Origin of the sequence: Pseudomonas sp. IT-P44, assembly GCF_949768225.1 — a bacterium.
GTDB lineage: Bacteria > Pseudomonadota > Gammaproteobacteria > Pseudomonadales > Pseudomonadaceae > Aquipseudomonas > Aquipseudomonas migulae.
In genome coordinates this window covers 57,061-71,710 of the sequence record NZ_CATKQM010000025.1, presented here as the reverse complement: position 1 = coordinate 71,710, position 14,650 = coordinate 57,061, and the positions used below count along the sequence as shown (strand labels likewise).

Sequence of the window (14,650 nt, the reverse complement as noted above, 5' to 3'; positions counted from 1 at the left end):
CCTGTAGGAGCGAGGCTTGCCCGCGAAGAGGTCGACTCGGTCTCAAGGTAGAAACATCGAACACCCGACCGCCACAAAGGTCTGCTTCCCTATACCGCCAAATTCATCGATCAAAGGAGACGCTCACATGCCACAAGCATTGACCCTCAACCAACGTATCGTCCTGGCGTCCCGCCCGGTGGGCGCACCGACGCCGGAGAATTTTCGCCTGGAACGGGAAGCGCTGCCGGACCTGGCGGATGGCCAGATATTGCTCAAAACCCTGTACCTGTCGCTGGACCCCTACATGCGCGGCCGCATGAGTGACGCACCGTCCTACGCGGCGCCAGTGGCAATCGACGAAGTGATGACCGGTGGCGCCGTCAGCCGTGTCGAGCGCTCGCTGAATCCGAAATTTCAGCAAGGTGACCTGGTCGTCGGCGCTACCGGGTGGCAGAGCCACAGCATCAGCGACGGTCGCAATATCATTCCGGTGCCGTCCGGGCTGCCGAGCCCGTCGATGGCGCTGGGTGTGCTCGGCATGCCGGGCATGACCGCCTACATGGGCTTGATGGACATCGGCCAGCCAGCCTCTGGAGAAACCCTTGTGGTCGCGGCGGCGTCAGGTGCGGTGGGTTCAGTGGTCGGGCAAGTGGCGAAGATCAAAGGCCTGCGTGTGGTCGGCGTGGCCGGTGGCGCGGACAAGTGCCGCTATGTGGTGGATGAGTTGGGTTTCGATGCCTGCATCGACCACAAGAGTCCCGACTTCGCCGATGAGCTGGCTCAGGCGTGTCCCCAGGGCATCGACATTTATTACGAGAACGTCGGCGGCAAGGTATTCGACGCGGTGGTGCCGTTGCTCAACCCCAAGGCGCGGATTCCACTGTGCGGCCTGATCGCTTCCTACAACGCCAGCGAGGCGCCGACCGGTCCGGATCGCCTGCCGCAATTGCAGCGCACCTTGCTGACCAAGCGTGTGCGGATTCAGGGCTTCATCGTGTTCGACGACTACGGTGATCGCCAGCCGGAATTCGTCAGCGCCATGGCGCCGTGGGTGCGCGACGGCAAGGTGAAATTCCGCGAAGATGTGGTCGAGGGTCTTGAGAATGCACCCGAGGCGTTCATCGGCCTGCTGGAGGGACGCAACTTCGGCAAACTGGTGGTGCGCGTCGCGCAGGACTGAGTATTTGACGCTAAAGAGAGGCGCGGGTATAAACCGCGTCTCGTTGTTTTGTCGGACGTTTCCCCATGAGCTTCAGCCCTTTGATTCGCCAACTGATCGATGCCCTGCGAATTTTGCCAGGTGTGGGTCAGAAAACTGCCCAACGCATGGCGTTGCAGCTGCTCGAGCGTGATCGCAGCGGTGGCTCGCGACTGGCCCTGGCACTCAGCCAGGCGATGGAAGGGGTGGGGCATTGCCGGTTGTGCCGCACGCTGACCGAAGACGACCTGTGCCCGCAATGCGCCGATAACCGCCGCGACGACACCTTGCTGTGCGTGGTGGAAGGGCCGATGGACGTCTACGCGGTGGAGCAGACCGGTTTCCGCGGTCGTTACTTTGTGCTCAAGGGCCACCTGTCGCCGCTCGACGGGCTGGGGCCGGAAGCCATCGGGATTCCGCAATTGATGGCGCGGATCGAAGAAGCGGGCACTTTTACCGAAGTCATCCTGGCGACCAACCCGACGGTCGAGGGTGAAGCCACGGCGCACTACATCGCCCAGTTGCTCAGCAACAAAGGCCTGATCGCCTCGCGCATTGCCCACGGCGTGCCGTTGGGTGGCGAGCTGGAACTGGTGGATGGCGGGACGTTGGCGCATTCGTTTGCGGGGCGTAAGCCGATCGCTTTGTAGTTTTCGGTGTTTGGGTTGACGCCTTCGCGGGCAAGCCTCGCTCCTACAAGGGCTATGCAAAACCTGTAGGAGCGAGGCTTGCCCGCGAAGGGAGCGACTCGGTCCATCTGATTCACACAATCCTGTTGAAAACCAAGCAAGCGCTCGGTTAACGTCGCTGAACCCTTCCATGGAGTTCGCCGATGCCTGCCTTCCAGGAATACTTCGACCCCAGCCACCAATTGGTCCGCGACAGCGTCAGACGTTTCGTCGAGCGCGAGATTCTTCCGGACATCGACCAGTGGGAAGAAGCCGAAAGCTTTCCCCGCGAACTCTACCTCAAGGCCGGTGCAGCGGGGATCCTGGGCATCGGTTACCCCGAAACCCTGGGCGGCAGCCATGAAGGTGATCTGTTCGCCAAAATCGCCGCCAGCGAAGAGTTGATGCGCTGCGGCTCTGGCGGTCTGGTCGCCGGGTTGGGTTCGCTGGACATCGGTCTGCCGCCCATTCTCAAATGGGCCAGGCCGGACGTTCGCGATCGTGTCGTGCCGGCCGTGCTGGCTGGCGAGAAGATCAGTGCCCTGGCCGTCACCGAGCCCAGCGGTGGCTCCGACGTGGCCAACCTGCAAACCCGCGCCGTGCGTGACGGCGACGTCTACCGGGTCAGCGGCAGCAAAACCTTTATCACCAGTGGCGTGCGTGCGGATTACTACACCGTTGCAGTGCGCACCGGTGCGCCCGGTTTTGGTGGCATCAGCCTGTTGCTGATCGAGAAGGGCACGCCAGGGTTCACCGTAGGCCGTCAGTTGAAGAAAATGGGCTGGTGGGCGTCGGACACCGCCGAATTGTTCTTCGATGATTGCCGCGTACCTGTAGGCCATCTGATCGGCGCGGAGAACATGGGCTTCGCTTGCATCATGGGTAACTTCCAGAGTGAACGCCTGGCGTTGGCGCTGATGGCCAACATGACCGCGCAACTGGCGCTGGAGGAAAGCTTGAAATGGGCCCGTCAGCGCGAAGCGTTCGGCAAGCCCATCGGCAAGTTTCAGGTGCTCAAGCATCGCCTCGCCGAAATGGCTACGGCGCTGGAAGTGTCACGGGAGTTCACTTACCGCCAGGCGGCGAAAATGGCGGCGGGGCAGAGTGTGATCAAGGAGATTTCCATGGCGAAGAATTTCGCGACGGACACGGCGGATCGGATTACCACGGATGCGGTGCAGATTCTGGGGGGCTTGGGTTATATGCGTGAAAGCCTGGTGGAGCGGCTGTACCGGGACAATCGCATCTTGTCGATTGGTGGCGGGACACGGGAAGTGATGAACGAGATCATCAGTAAGCAGATGGGGCTTTGAGTGTTGTGGTGTTGCTGCTGACGCCTTCGCGGGCAAGCCTCGCTCCTACAAGGGGTCGCATTATCCTGTAGGAGCGAGGCTTGCCCGCGAAGAGGCCTTTGTAGACGCCGCTTATTTATCGCTCAGGGCAAACTGCGTCAGGCAAAACGTCGGAATCCCCATGTCTTCCAGGCGTTGCGACCCACCCAGCTCCGGCAGATCAATAATCGCCGCCGCTTCATGCACCCGCGCGCCCATGCGTCGAATCAGGTTCGCCGCCGCAATCAGCGTGCCGCCGGTGGCGATCAAATCATCGAACATCACCACCGAGTCGCCTTCACACAAGCTGTCGGCGTGGACTTCAAGGAAGGCTTCGCCGTACTCGGTCGCATAACCTTCGGCCAGCACATCCGCCGGCAGTTTGCCTTGCTTGCGGAACAGCACCAGCGGCTTGTTCAACTGATAGGCCAGCACCGAACCGATCAGGAAACCACGGGCATCCATGGCGCCGATGTGGGTGAAATCGGCCTCGACATAACGGTGGACAAAGCTGTCCATCACCAGGCGCAGGGCGGTAGGCGACTGGAACAGTGGGGTGATGTCGCGAAAAATGACGCCCGGTTTCGGGAAGTCGATCACCGGGCGGATCAGGGATTTGATGTCGAAGGAGTCGAAGACCATTGTCTAGGTGTCCTGGCAGGCTGCAAACGTCGCAGTATAACGGCGGCTGAACCGTTTCGCTCAGCCGCCGTGGTCGTAATCAGCCTTCGATCGAACCGCCGGCGAGGGCGCAGAGCTGGATCGGGTCGAGGATGTGGATTTCCTTGCCTTCGGCGGCGATCAGCTCGTTCTGCTGGAAGCGCGTGAACACCCGCGACACAGTTTCCACCGCCAGGCCCAGGTAGTTGCCGATTTCATTGCGCGACATGCTCAGGCGAAACTGATTGGCCGAGAAGCCGCGAGCGCGGAAGCGCGCCGACAGGTTGACCAGGAAGGTGGCGATGCGCTCGTCAGCGGTTTTTTTCGACAGCAGCAACATCATCTGTTGATCGTCGCGGATTTCACGGCTCATCACGCGCATCAACTGACGGCGCAGTTGTGGCAGTTGCAGCGCCAGTTCGTCGAGGCGTTCGAACGGAATTTCGCAGACCGAGGTGGTTTCCAGTGCTTGCGCCGAGACCGGATGCTTTTCGGTGTCCATGCCCGACAGGCCAACCAGCTCGCTCGGCAGATGGAAACCGGTGAGTTGTTCTTCACCGCCATCGCTGAGACTGAAGGTTTTCAGGGCGCCAGAACGTACTGCATAAACGGAGTCGAAAACGTCGCCCTGACGGAACAGGAACTCGCCCTTCTTCAGTGGGCGGCCACGTTTAACGATTTCGTCCAGCGCATCCATGTCTTCCAGATTCAGAGAAAGTGGCAAGCAGAGGGGAGCCAGGCTGCAGTCCTTGCAATGGGCCTGGTTATGAGCGCGCAGTTTTACTGGCTCGGACATTTCTTAAATCCTTGTGGGAAAGCACACATAAGACGTAAGGGTACCTCACCGGAAGACGTTCAGGCCAGCGCTGTGCCGATTTGTCACGCCATGGTAAAGCGCCGCTGTCGGTGGCCGATAAACTGGCATCAACCTATGCGCAGGTACTCGTTTCATGGCCACCATCGGCGTGCTCAACCCCGGCAACAGTGGTGTGCAAACACTGCATGAGCCCGCAAACGGCCTGGCCGGCGAAGACTCGGCAATCGCCATTGGCCCGGCCACTTCGCCCGTGGCTGAAGGCATCAAAGTCTCGTTGTCTGGCGCCGGTTTGACCAAGGCTGCCAGTTCCCACGATGACAACAAGGACATTGAAGAAAGCGGGTTGCCGGAAAACATTCAACAGATCCTGAAAATGATTCGCCGAATACAGAAGCAGATCGCCGAGAAAGTCGCGAGCATGCAAGCGGTAATGGCAGACAAGCGACTTTCAGCAGAAGAACGAAGGGCCAAGCTCGGCGCGCTGCAAGCGACCATCACCACCCTCAATGGCGGGCTGATCACGGCCAATATGGTGCTGTCCAAAGCCATCTCGCAGGCGAGCCTGACCCCTGAGCAAGTGCTGAAGACGACTTCCCTGCTGTTGGAACGTTAGATGACCCGCGAAAACCGCTGGCGATTCTGTTGCTCCAGATACGCGTCGAACACCATGCACACCGAACGCACCAGCAATCGTCCGGCCGGCAATACGGTGATCCGCTCATTGTTCAGTTCGATCAGTCCGTCTTCGGCCATGCGTTGCAGTTGCGGCCACAATTCGCCGAAGTAACCGCGAAAATCGATGTTGAAAGCCTTCTCGATATCAGCGAACTCCAGGTTGAAACTGCAAATCAATTGTTGAATCACCGCTCGCCGCAGGCGGTCATCGGCATTGCACAGCAGGCCGCGATTGGTGGCCAGTTGTGCTGAGGCCAAGGCGTTCTGGTAATGATTCAGGTCGCTGCTGTTCTGGCAGTACAAGTCGCCAATCTGGCTGATGGCCGAGACGCCGAGGCCGATCAGGTCGCAATGGCCGTGAGTGGTGTAGCCCTGGAAGTTGCGTTGCAGGGTTGATTCTTCCTGAGCAATTGCCAGCTCATCGTCGGGCAGGGCGAAGTGATCCATACCGATGTAACGGTAGCCGGCGGCGGTCAGTTGTTCGATGGTGCGCTGGAGCATTTCCAGCTTCTGTGCCGGTGTCGGCAATTCGTCGCTGTTGATTCGCCGTTGCGGCATGAAGCGTTCCGGCAAGTGCGCGTAGTTGAACACCGACAGGCGGTCCGGTTGCAGGTTGATCACTTCGTCGACCGTGCGGGCGAAGTTCTCCGGTGTCTGCCTTGGCAAACCGTAGATCAGGTCGATGTTGATCGAGCGAAATTGCAGCGTCCGTGCGGCGTCGATCACCGCCCGGGTTTCCTCCAGGCTTTGCAGGCGATTCACCGCCCGTTGCACGGCCGGGTCGAGGTCTTGCAGGCCGATGCTGACCCGGTTGAAACCCAGTTCGCGCAGCAGGCCCATGGTCGACCAATCGGCTTCGCGCGGGTCGATCTCGATGCCGTAGTCGCCGGAATCGTCCTCCAGCAAATTGAAGCTTTTACGCAATTGGGCCATCAGCTGACGCAGTTCGTCATGGCTGAGAAAGGTCGGTGTGCCGCCACCGAAGTGCAATTGCTCGACCTTCTGCGCCGGGTCGAGATGGCAGGCGATCAGCTGGATTTCCTGCTCCAGGCGCTGCAAGTAGGGCAGGGCGCGGCCGCGATCCTTGGTGATGACTTTGTTGCAGGCGCAGTAGTAGCAAATGTTCGCGCAGAACGGCACGTGCACATACAGCGACAAAGGCCGCAGGGCCTTGCGGCTTTCGCGCAGCGCATGGAACAGGTCGAAGGTGCCGACATGACCATCGAACTGCACGGCGGTCGGGTAGGAGGTGTAACGCGGTCCCGCCAGGTCATAACGGCGGATCAGATCAGTATCCCAACGAATGGCGTCGAGCATCATGCGGGCATTCCCCCGGATAGGCTGGCAGTGTCGGCAAGTCTATGGGGTGCGGCGTTGGGGCATCTTGATTTGCATCAACGGTCAGGATTTGTGTTGTGGGTGCGGGCCTCTTCGCGGGCAAGCCTCGCTCCTACATTGAATTACATTCCCCTGTAGGAGCGAGCGGTGCGACGATTCGACTTGCCCGCGAAGGCCGCGCCGCCGATCAATGCCCCATAAGCCAATGCTGATGCGGCCCCGGCAAGGTCCAGATGCCAAACAGCATCACCAGCAAGCCACCCGTCATCCGTACATACCGTTTGCGCAACAGCGCCGTGACCCGCTCGGCCGCCAGCCCCGTGGCGAGCAGCACCGGCCAGGTGCCCAGCCCGAACGCGAGCATCAGCAATGCACTGTCCAGCGCATTGCCCTGGCTCGCCGACCACAGCAACGTGCTGTAAACCAGCCCGCACGGCAGCCAGCCCCAGAGCGCGCCGAGTAACAAGGCTCGCGGCAGGCTCGACACTGGCAACAGCTTGTTCGCGACGGGCTGGATATGCCGCCACAGACCGCGACCGAGGCTTTCGATGCGGGTCAGGCCGCTCCACCAGCCGGCGAGATAAAGCCCCATGGCGATCAGCAGCAATCCGGCGAGGATACGCATGAACATCGCCGCCGGGCTGTTCGCCACGGCCCAACCCGCCAGGCCAATCAGCAGGCCGGCCGCTGCGTAACTGAGAATCCGCCCGAGGTTGTAGGCCAGCAGCAATCGAAACCGGCGGCTGCGCTGTTCCTTGGGAATCGCCAGGGTCAACGCGCCCATCAAACCGCCGCACATGCCCAGGCAATGCCCGCCGCCGAGCAGGCCCAGGATGACCGCCGACACCAGCAGTGGCGCCAGCTCAAACATGCGGGGGCGCCTTGTCGTCCGGTTTGGCCGGATGGCCGCTGGCCTCGTCGACCGCCGCGGTGTGGTTCGGGTCCTGGTCGTCGAACAGGATGCTGTGGGCCGGGCCGTCGAGGTCGTCGTACTGACCGCTGTCGACCGCCCAGAAGAAGATGTAGACCGCGATGGCGACGATCAGCAGTGCGGCCGGGATCATCACGTAGAGAGCTGGCATGGTGAGGCTCCATGCCCGCGCGGCTCAAGCCGGCAGCGGGCGGGTTTCTGGCGTGGCGCTGGCGGCCGGCGTGCTCGGCAGGCGAGTCAGGCGCAGGGCGTTCAGCACCACGGTCAACGAACTGATGGACATGCCGACCGCCGCCCACACTGGCGTAATCCAGCCGAGGGCGGCGAACGGCAACATGAGGCCATTGTACAGCCCGGCCCACAACAGGTTCTCGATGATGACCCGACGGGTGCGCCGAGCGAGGCTGAAGGCTTGCACCAACGCGTCCAGGCGGTTGGACAACAACACCGCATCCGCACTGGTTTTCGCCAGATCGGTGGCCGACCCCATGGCGACGCTGATGTCGGCGGCGGCCAGTACCGGCACGTCATTCACGCCGTCACCGAGCATCAACACCTTGCGACCTTCCTTGTGCAACTGTTGCAGGACCTGCAATTTGTCGTCCGGACGCAAACCGCCACGGGCCTCGTCGATGCCCAGCTCGGCGGCGACGCTGGCGACCATCGGCGAGCTGTCACCCGACAGCAGCAACGTGCGCCAGCCGCGCGCCCGGCAGGCTTCCAGCAACGCGGGTGCATCGGCGCGCAAACGGTCGTCGAGGACGAACCATGCCAGCGGTCCGGCATTGTCGCCGAGCAGCAGCCATTGGCCGGCTTCATTCGGCATCAGCGGGATGGCAGCGCCACTGAGTTCGCAGACAAAACCCGGTTGGCCGATGCGCAAACGCTGCTCACCGACCACGCCTTCCAGGCCCAGCCCCGGCGTGCTGTGGACTTCTTCAGCGGCCAGTGGCGCGCGACCAAACGCACGGGCGATGGGGTGTTCGGAACGGTTTTCGAGGGCGGCGGCGAGGCCCAGGCATTGATCGCTGTCGAGCGCGCCGAGCGGGCGGATCGAGCGCAGCGCCAGGCGCCCTTCGGTGAGGGTGCCGGTCTTGTCGAAAATCACCGTGTCGATCTGGTTCAGGCCCTCCAGCACATGGCCGCGGGTCAGCAGAAGACCGAGCTTGTGCAGCGTGCCGGTGGCGGCGGTGAGGGCGGTCGGTGTGGCGAGGGACAGGGCGCAGGGGCAGGTCGCGACGAGCATCGCCAGGACAATCCAGAAGGCGCGCGATGAGTCCAGCTCCCACCACAGCAGGCCAATGCAAGCGGAGGCGATCAGCGTCAGCAGCAGGAACCATTGCGCGGCGCGGTCGGCGATCTCCGCCAGTCGTGGCTTCTCGGCCTGGGCGCGGTCGAGCAGGCGGACGATGGCAGACAGTCGGGTGTCCTGGCCGAGGGCGAGGACTTCCACGGTCAACGCACCCTCGACGTTCAGGGTGCCGGCGGTGACGGCATCACCGAGCGTGCGTGGCTGTGGCAGGTATTCGCCAGTCAGCAGGGATTCGTCGATGCTCGACTGACCGTCGAGGATCTTGCCGTCGGCCGGCAGGATCGCGCCGGGATGCACCAGAACCTGATCGCCGACGCGCAGTTCGCTGAGCAGGATCCGCTCGCTCTGGCCGTCGGCGCTCAGGCGCAAACACGAGGCGGGCAGCAGGTTGACCAGCTGTGCGGTCGCGGCGGCGGTGCGTTCGCGGGCGCGACGTTCCAGATAACGCCCGGCCAGCAGGAACAGCGCAAACATGCCGACGGCATCGAAATACAATTCGCCGACCCCGGTGATCGAGGTCCAGATCCCGGCGATGTAGGCACTGCCAATCGCCAGCGACACCGAAACGTCCATGGTCAGGTGGCGGGTACGCAAATCGCGCATCGCCCCTTTGAAGAACGGCGCACAGCTGTAGAACACGATCGGCGTGGTGAGGAACAGCGCGACCCAGCGCAGGATGGTGTGCAGCTCGGGGCTGAGGTCGATGTTGAATTCCGGCCAGGTGGCCATGGTCGCCATCATCGCCTGGAACCACAGCAGTCCGGCAACCCCGAGTTGGCGCAGGGCCAGGCGGTTTTCGCTGGCCAGTTGTTCGCTGGCGCGGTCGGCTTGATAGGGATGGGCGGCGTAACCGATGTGGCGTAACTCGCTGAGCACCTGGCTCAGCGGCAATTGCGCATCGGCCCAGCGTACGTGCAGGCGATGGTTGGACAGGTTGAGGCGCGCTTCGGCCACCGCCGGCAAGCCGCGCAGGTGTTTCTCGATCAGCCAGCCACAGGCCGCGCAACTGATGCCTTCCATCAGCAGCGTGGTCTCGGCGAGTTCGCCTTCGTGGCGCACGAAGGGTTTTTGCACGTCGGCGCGATCGTACAGCGCCAGTTCATCCACCAACTGCACCGGCAACGCTTCGGGGTTGGCCGAGGCTTCGCTGCGGTGCTGGTAATAGCTTTCCAGCCCGCCGGCGACAATCGCTTCGGCCACCGCCTGACAACCCGGGCAGCAGAACTCGCGGGTTTCACCGAGGACGGCCGCGGTGAAGCGGCTGCCGGCCGGGACGGGCAGGGCGCAGTGGTAGCAGGGGGTTGGGGTGGTCATGGGGTAATCACTAGTACCGCTGAATCTCTATCGTCGGATATGGCCTCTTCGCGAGCAAGCCCGCTCCCACATTGGAATGCGTTTCAAATGTGGGAGCGGGCTTGCTCGCGAATGCGCGAAGCGCGAAGCGCGACTTTACTTTTTCAGGTCTTCGGCGCCCTGCAGCGGTTCGTCACCCAGCAGCAGATCCTTGTCATGGCTGACCAGCTCTTCTTCGAACATACGCCAGATGTGGTCGTCCTGAGTACCCAGCAATTCGACAAAACGACGACCTTCCACCTTGTCGCTCAACTGGCCGATGTAGCGGCCCTGTTCGGTTTCGCTTTGGGCGAGGGTGATCTTGCGATCCTTCTCCGGCTGGGTCGGCGAGATCAGGTTCAGTTCGAGGGTTTTCGGTTGGCTGTTGCCACTCAGGCGCAGGTCGACTTCGCCGGTCACGTCATCCAGGTGCACGCTGGCGCGCAGGAGCAGGGTTTGCGCCAGCAGTTCACGGTCGAGGGAGCGGTTGATGCCTTTGCCGGCCTCGTAGTAGTTGTCGTTGACCAGGTTGTCCGGGTTGTTCACCGCGATGGTCACCATGGACAAGGTCAAAGTCACCGAACAGGCGAGGATGGCAATGATGATCCACGGCCAAAGATGCTTGTACCAGGGACTTGCGGCGTTTGCTGCGGGCATGATCACTTCTCTTAACGAATTTGTGGGCCGATGAACCGGCTCTTGGCTTCAACGTGGATGCTCTCGTCATCGGCATCCTTGAGGATGAATTTCACCTCGTTGGTGCTCGATGGCAGTTTTTCCGGCGCGATGGACAGTTCCACCGGCTGGCTGAAAATTTCGCCGGCGGCGACCTTGATCTCGCGTTTGCCTTGCAGCTTGAGATCCGGCAGGCCGGCGGCTTCCAGCACGTAGGTGTGGTCGCGCTGATCCTTGTTCATGATCTTCAGGCTGTAGACGTTTTCAATCCGGCCTTCGGCGTTCTCGCGGTACAGCACGCGGTCTTTGCTGACGTCGAAACCGACCAGCGAACGCATGAAGAACGCGGTCGCCAGCAACGCCATCATCGCCAGCAATACAGCGGCGTAGCCGATCAGGCGCGGGCGCAGTTTATGGGTTTTTTGCCCGGACAGGTTGTGCTCGGTGGTGTAGCTGATCAGGCCGCGCGGGTAATCCATCTTGTCCATGATGCTGTCGCAGGCATCGATGCACGCAGCGCAACCGATGCATTCGATTTGCAGGCCGTCGCGGATGTCGATGCCGGTCGGGCAGACCTGGACGCACATGGTGCAGTCGATGCAATCGCCCAGGCCCTGAGCCTTGTAGTCGATGCCTTTCTTGCGCGGGCCGCGGCTTTCACCGCGACGTGGATCGTAGGAAACGATCAGCGTGTCCTTGTCGAACATCACGCTCTGGAAGCGTGCATACGGACACATGTAGATGCACACCTGCTCGCGCAACCAGCCGGCGTTGCCGTAAGTGGCGAGGGTGAAGAACCCGACCCAGAAATACGACCAGCCATCCGCTTCGCCAGTGAAGAATTCTATGGTTAGTTCGCGGATCGGCGAGAAGTAACCGACGAAGGTCATGCCGGTTGCGAAGCCGATCAGCAGCCACATCGAGTGCTTGCTGAATTTACGCAGGAACTTGTTGGCGCTCATCGGCGCCTTGTCGAGCTTGATGCGCTGGTTGCGGTCGCCTTCGGTGACCTTCTCGCACCACATGAAAATCCACGTCCAGACGCTCTGCGGGCAGGTATAACCGCACCAGACACGACCGGCGTACACGGTAATGAAGAACAGGCCGAACGCACTGACAATCAGAATGCCCGAGAGCAGGATGAAATCCTGCGGCCAGAACGTTGCGCCAAAAATAAAGAACTTACGCTCCGGCAGGTTCCACCAGACAGCTTGATGACCGGCCCAGTTCAGCCAGACCGTGCCGAAATACAACAGAAACAAAAACGCGCCGCCCATCATCCGCAGGTTACGGAACAGGCCAGTGAAGGCTCGGGTGTAGATCTTTTCTCGAGAGGCGTAGAGGTCGACGCTGTTGTTCGCGTTCTTGGCAGGCGGGGTAACGTCGTGTACCGGAATCTGGTTGCTCATCAGTTGCATCCCACGGCAGTGGAAAAATGCCTCGGTCAGTACATGCCGACCGCGGTCAAAAAGGGGTGTTGCAGTGGCGCAATGATACGCCTGTAGCTCTAGATCAAGGGTGCGACCTTTGGTCACGTTGGTGGAAACCAACTGACGGTGTAATGACTTGAATCAATTGACTGGTGAAATTATGGACGGTTTTGCGGGTGCCGACGTTCAATCGGCCCATGGATTGATCAGTGCAACGCCGCTGGATTGAAAGTCGCCGATATTGCGAGTGACCACCGTCAGACCATGCACCAGGGCAGTCGCTGCAATCAGCGCGTCGCTTTCGTTAGTGCTGTCTGGAACATGCAAGCCGGCACAGCGTAGGGCCACGGCGGCGTCGACGGGCAAGATTCTGGCATCAAAGGCTGGCATGACATGTCGCTTAAGCCAGGTACGCAATACCTTCCCCTGCGCGGGGTCACGACGCTCCATTCGCAGAACCCCGGTCTCCAGCTCCTTTAGGGTAATGGCCGAAATAAACATTCGTGGGGCGATGACGCTTTTGGCCCAGGCGACGACGTTTGCATCCGCCCGGGGTTTGCGCAATTCAGAAATTACATTGGTGTCGAGCAGAAACATCAGGACAGGTCCACGGGTCGATGAATGATCACGGCGCGCTCGGTTTCGAACTCGATGTCTGCCGCTTCCGGCATCACCAATAGATCGACAATGCTGGCGTTGCTGCCGGTGAGATTTTGGTAGTCCTCAATGCTTAGCAGTACATGGGCCGGCTTGCCACGGTCGGTGATGATAACCGGTCCCTGGCGCGTGGCTTTTTTGGCACTACTTGTGTCCTGATTGAATTCGCGGCTCGAGATAGTGGTGATGGCCATCATGGTTGGCCTCCTGAAAGCGGTAATGTAGAAACGTTACTACTTGATCCTCTGCTTCGGCAACCTGAATCCATGAAGAAGGTTGTACCGTTCGTCGTTGCAGTGACGAAGGTCGGCTGCCAGTGCCGAGGTCACTCAGTTTGTTCTCAATGTGGCTGGTATTGCGTAGATGTTCAAAGAGATTAATTTTTATTGAATGTAGTGGTTGTATTGAAAGTTTGATGGAGTTTAGGGTGAGTGATCTGTTGTGTGATTTAGTTGGTTGAATTGGTTGTGTGGTTGATATTTCACAATTCTAAATGTGTTGTTTGTTGAGGTCTGAGTAAGTGTTGTTGTAGTTTTATTTTTGCAGGTGAGTTTTAAATGGATTTTGTGTGAGTGCACTCACTATTAAATATTAGGGAAAAGGACAAGATGGAATTAAGCAAAGGATGGCAGTTGTTGGTGTTACTGGTAGGTGTGTGGGTAGTTCCTGTTGTGTCGTCGGCGCAAACGCCACGGCATATCGTGTTCGCTTCGGACCCGCAGTTTCCCTGGACCGATAACACTGACGCCCGGTTGCCGGAGTCCGATTCGCAGCGGCTGGAGCGTTCCCGGTGGCTGATCGAAACGCAATACGACAGCATTGCCGACTTCAGGCGGCAACAGGGTGGGAGCGCGGCGGTTCCCGTGATGATCAATGGCGATATGACCGCCTTCGGTCATGCGAGTGAACGTTCCTATATCCAGCAGACGCTGGATGCGAAACTTCAAGGGGATTATGACTACGGGCTGGGTAATCATGACTATCAAAATAACGTGAATGATTGTTTTCTGAATAATTGCGCCGCTGGAAGCATTGAGGATCTGAAGGAACGCTATTGGGGAAAGGTCGGTAATATGGATCTGGCGGCGCGGGCTTCAGGGTCGAGCACCATTTATTACGGCAGCCTCGCGTACTCCAGGGATTATGGCGATGTGCACCTGGTGCAGTTACATAATGAGCCGACTTATTCGGTGACCTTCTCTTCAGGCACTATTTTCAGTTCGAAGGATTTTGAAATTACCCCGGCACTCGATTGGCTTGAGCGTGATCTTCAGCAGGCACGCGCACAGGGGAAAATCATTCTGCTGAACATGCATAAACCCAATGATTTTATGGGTGACTGGAGTCAGGAAAAGCGGTTCAGGGACATGATCGATAAGTATGAAGTGACTGCAATATTCGCCGGTCATCTCCATGGGAGTAGCGGCTCCATGTGGTACACGAGCAGTGTGCCCGGCTTCATCAGCGGCAGTGCATCCCAGCAGACCTATCTGATCGCCAGTTTTTCCGAGGATCGCAAAAGCCTGTACGTCTATGCGGTCGACAACAACCGGTGGCAAAAACGTGAGCTGATAGCGACAGTGCCGGTGATATGAATTCAGGCTCGTCGCCCATAAAAAAGGCCCCGCCAGATCACTGGCGGGG

At 60.0% G+C, this 14,650-nt stretch carries 15 protein-coding genes; 5 read left to right on the top strand and 10 right to left on the bottom strand.

Going from position 1 to position 14,650, the window contains the following annotated elements; translation table 11 throughout:
• The first annotated feature begins 127 nt into the window (after positions 1 to 127).
• The 3 genes from ACM6IO_RS15560 to ACM6IO_RS15550 all read left to right on the top strand — a co-directional run bounded on the left by ACM6IO_RS15560 (position 128) and on the right by ACM6IO_RS15550 (position 3,161).
• Positions 128 to 1,162, top strand: coding sequence for an NADP-dependent oxidoreductase (locus tag ACM6IO_RS15560; RefSeq protein ID WP_008028559.1), 1,035 nt, complete (start codon positions 128 to 130; stop codon positions 1,160 to 1,162).
• A gap of 65 nt (positions 1,163 to 1,227) precedes the next feature.
• Positions 1,228 to 1,830, top strand: coding sequence for a recombination mediator RecR (gene recR, locus ACM6IO_RS15555; RefSeq protein WP_008028557.1), 603 nt, complete (start codon positions 1,228 to 1,230; stop codon positions 1,828 to 1,830).
• A gap of 182 nt (positions 1,831 to 2,012) precedes the next feature.
• Positions 2,013 to 3,161: an acyl-CoA dehydrogenase family protein gene (locus ACM6IO_RS15550; RefSeq protein ID WP_192226259.1), complete on the top strand. Its 1,149-nt coding sequence runs from the start codon at positions 2,013 to 2,015 to the stop codon at positions 3,159 to 3,161.
• A 111-nt stretch (positions 3,162 to 3,272) separates the two neighbouring features.
• On the opposite strand, the gene ACM6IO_RS15545 is transcribed toward ACM6IO_RS15550, so the two are convergent.
• Together ACM6IO_RS15545 and fnr are read right to left on the bottom strand one after the other, a co-directional pair.
• Positions 3,273 to 3,821, bottom strand: a complete 549-nt coding sequence (locus tag ACM6IO_RS15545; protein ID WP_414911797.1) for an adenine phosphoribosyltransferase — start codon at positions 3,819 to 3,821, stop codon at positions 3,273 to 3,275.
• A gap of 79 nt (positions 3,822 to 3,900) precedes the next feature.
• Complete coding sequence (gene fnr / locus ACM6IO_RS15540) at positions 3,901 to 4,635, bottom strand: fumarate/nitrate reduction transcriptional regulator Fnr (RefSeq protein ID WP_008028550.1); 735 nt, start codon at positions 4,633 to 4,635, stop codon at positions 3,901 to 3,903.
• A gap of 154 nt (positions 4,636 to 4,789) precedes the next feature.
• Here fnr and ACM6IO_RS15535 point away from each other — a divergent pair, with 154 nt between their 5' ends.
• On the top strand, positions 4,790 to 5,269 hold the full coding sequence (locus ACM6IO_RS15535; RefSeq protein WP_223434372.1) for a hypothetical protein: 480 nt from the start codon (positions 4,790 to 4,792) through the stop codon (positions 5,267 to 5,269).
• Here ACM6IO_RS15535 and hemN read toward each other — a convergent pair.
• From hemN to ACM6IO_RS15495, 8 genes are all read right to left on the bottom strand, one after another.
• The gene (gene hemN, locus ACM6IO_RS15530) at positions 5,266 to 6,648 is read right to left on the bottom strand and encodes an oxygen-independent coproporphyrinogen III oxidase (RefSeq protein WP_414911798.1); all 1,383 of its coding nucleotides are present in this window, start codon (positions 6,646 to 6,648) and stop codon (positions 5,266 to 5,268) included. The genes ACM6IO_RS15535 and hemN overlap by 4 nt on opposite strands.
• Positions 6,649 to 6,856: 208 nt before the next feature.
• Positions 6,857 to 7,540, bottom strand: coding sequence for a sulfite exporter TauE/SafE family protein (locus tag ACM6IO_RS15525; protein WP_008028545.1), 684 nt, complete (start codon positions 7,538 to 7,540; stop codon positions 6,857 to 6,859).
• On the bottom strand, positions 7,533 to 7,751 hold the full coding sequence (gene ccoS / locus ACM6IO_RS15520) for a cbb3-type cytochrome oxidase assembly protein CcoS (protein WP_008028543.1): 219 nt from the start codon (positions 7,749 to 7,751) through the stop codon (positions 7,533 to 7,535). The genes ACM6IO_RS15525 and ccoS overlap by 8 nt, the downstream gene beginning before the upstream one ends.
• 24 nt (positions 7,752 to 7,775) lie before the next feature.
• Positions 7,776 to 10,226, bottom strand: coding sequence for a heavy metal translocating P-type ATPase (locus ACM6IO_RS15515; protein ID WP_414911796.1), 2,451 nt, complete (start codon positions 10,224 to 10,226; stop codon positions 7,776 to 7,778).
• Between the two features lie 135 nt (positions 10,227 to 10,361).
• Positions 10,362 to 10,901, bottom strand: coding sequence for a FixH family protein (locus ACM6IO_RS15510; protein ID WP_008028539.1), 540 nt, complete (start codon positions 10,899 to 10,901; stop codon positions 10,362 to 10,364).
• Positions 10,902 to 10,912: 11 nt separating this feature from the next.
• The gene (ccoG, locus tag ACM6IO_RS15505; protein ID WP_008028537.1) at positions 10,913 to 12,328 is read right to left on the bottom strand and encodes a cytochrome c oxidase accessory protein CcoG; all 1,416 of its coding nucleotides are present in this window, start codon (positions 12,326 to 12,328) and stop codon (positions 10,913 to 10,915) included.
• Positions 12,329 to 12,535: 207 nt separating this feature from the next.
• A complete protein-coding gene (locus ACM6IO_RS15500) occupies positions 12,536 to 12,946 on the bottom strand; it encodes a type II toxin-antitoxin system VapC family toxin (protein ID WP_192226265.1) in 411 nt (136 codons plus the stop codon).
• Positions 12,946 to 13,200: a type II toxin-antitoxin system Phd/YefM family antitoxin gene (locus tag ACM6IO_RS15495; protein ID WP_192226576.1), complete on the bottom strand. Its 255-nt coding sequence runs from the start codon at positions 13,198 to 13,200 to the stop codon at positions 12,946 to 12,948. The genes ACM6IO_RS15500 and ACM6IO_RS15495 overlap by 1 nt, the downstream gene beginning before the upstream one ends.
• Before the next feature lie 414 nt (positions 13,201 to 13,614).
• Here ACM6IO_RS15495 and ACM6IO_RS15490 point away from each other — a divergent pair, with 414 nt between their 5' ends.
• Positions 13,615 to 14,601: a metallophosphoesterase family protein gene (locus ACM6IO_RS15490; RefSeq protein ID WP_414911795.1), complete on the top strand. Its 987-nt coding sequence runs from the start codon at positions 13,615 to 13,617 to the stop codon at positions 14,599 to 14,601.
• Positions 14,602 to 14,650: the final 49 nt, after the last annotated feature.

What these genes read in the sequence shown, in the direction of transcription:
- ACM6IO_RS15560 (WP_008028559.1), top strand. Translation starts at nt 128, where the DNA reads ATGCCACAAGCATTGACCCTCAACCAACGTATCGTCCTGGCGTCCCGC.
- recR (WP_008028557.1), top strand. Translation starts at nt 1,228, where the DNA reads ATGAGCTTCAGCCCTTTGATTCGCCAACTGATCGATGCCCTGCGAATT.
- ACM6IO_RS15550 (WP_192226259.1), top strand. Translation starts at nt 2,013, where the DNA reads ATGCCTGCCTTCCAGGAATACTTCGACCCCAGCCACCAATTGGTCCGC.
- ACM6IO_RS15545 (WP_414911797.1), bottom strand. Translation starts at nt 3,821, where the DNA reads ATGGTCTTCGACTCCTTCGACATCAAATCCCTGATCCGCCCGGTGATC.
- fnr (WP_008028550.1), bottom strand. Translation starts at nt 4,635, where the DNA reads ATGTCCGAGCCAGTAAAACTGCGCGCTCATAACCAGGCCCATTGCAAG.
- ACM6IO_RS15535 (WP_223434372.1), top strand. Translation starts at nt 4,790, where the DNA reads ATGGCCACCATCGGCGTGCTCAACCCCGGCAACAGTGGTGTGCAAACA.
- hemN (WP_414911798.1), bottom strand. Translation starts at nt 6,648, where the DNA reads ATGCTCGACGCCATTCGTTGGGATACTGATCTGATCCGCCGTTATGAC.
- ACM6IO_RS15525 (WP_008028545.1), bottom strand. Translation starts at nt 7,540, where the DNA reads ATGTTTGAGCTGGCGCCACTGCTGGTGTCGGCGGTCATCCTGGGCCTG.
- ccoS (WP_008028543.1), bottom strand. Translation starts at nt 7,751, where the DNA reads ATGCCAGCTCTCTACGTGATGATCCCGGCCGCACTGCTGATCGTCGCC.
- ACM6IO_RS15515 (WP_414911796.1), bottom strand. Translation starts at nt 10,226, where the DNA reads ATGACCACCCCAACCCCCTGCTACCACTGCGCCCTGCCCGTCCCGGCC.
- ACM6IO_RS15510 (WP_008028539.1), bottom strand. Translation starts at nt 10,901, where the DNA reads ATGCCCGCAGCAAACGCCGCAAGTCCCTGGTACAAGCATCTTTGGCCG.
- ccoG (WP_008028537.1), bottom strand. Translation starts at nt 12,328, where the DNA reads ATGAGCAACCAGATTCCGGTACACGACGTTACCCCGCCTGCCAAGAAC.
- ACM6IO_RS15500 (WP_192226265.1), bottom strand. Translation starts at nt 12,946, where the DNA reads ATGTTTCTGCTCGACACCAATGTAATTTCTGAATTGCGCAAACCCCGG.
- ACM6IO_RS15495 (WP_192226576.1), bottom strand. Translation starts at nt 13,200, where the DNA reads ATGGCCATCACCACTATCTCGAGCCGCGAATTCAATCAGGACACAAGT.
- ACM6IO_RS15490 (WP_414911795.1), top strand. Translation starts at nt 13,615, where the DNA reads ATGGAATTAAGCAAAGGATGGCAGTTGTTGGTGTTACTGGTAGGTGTG.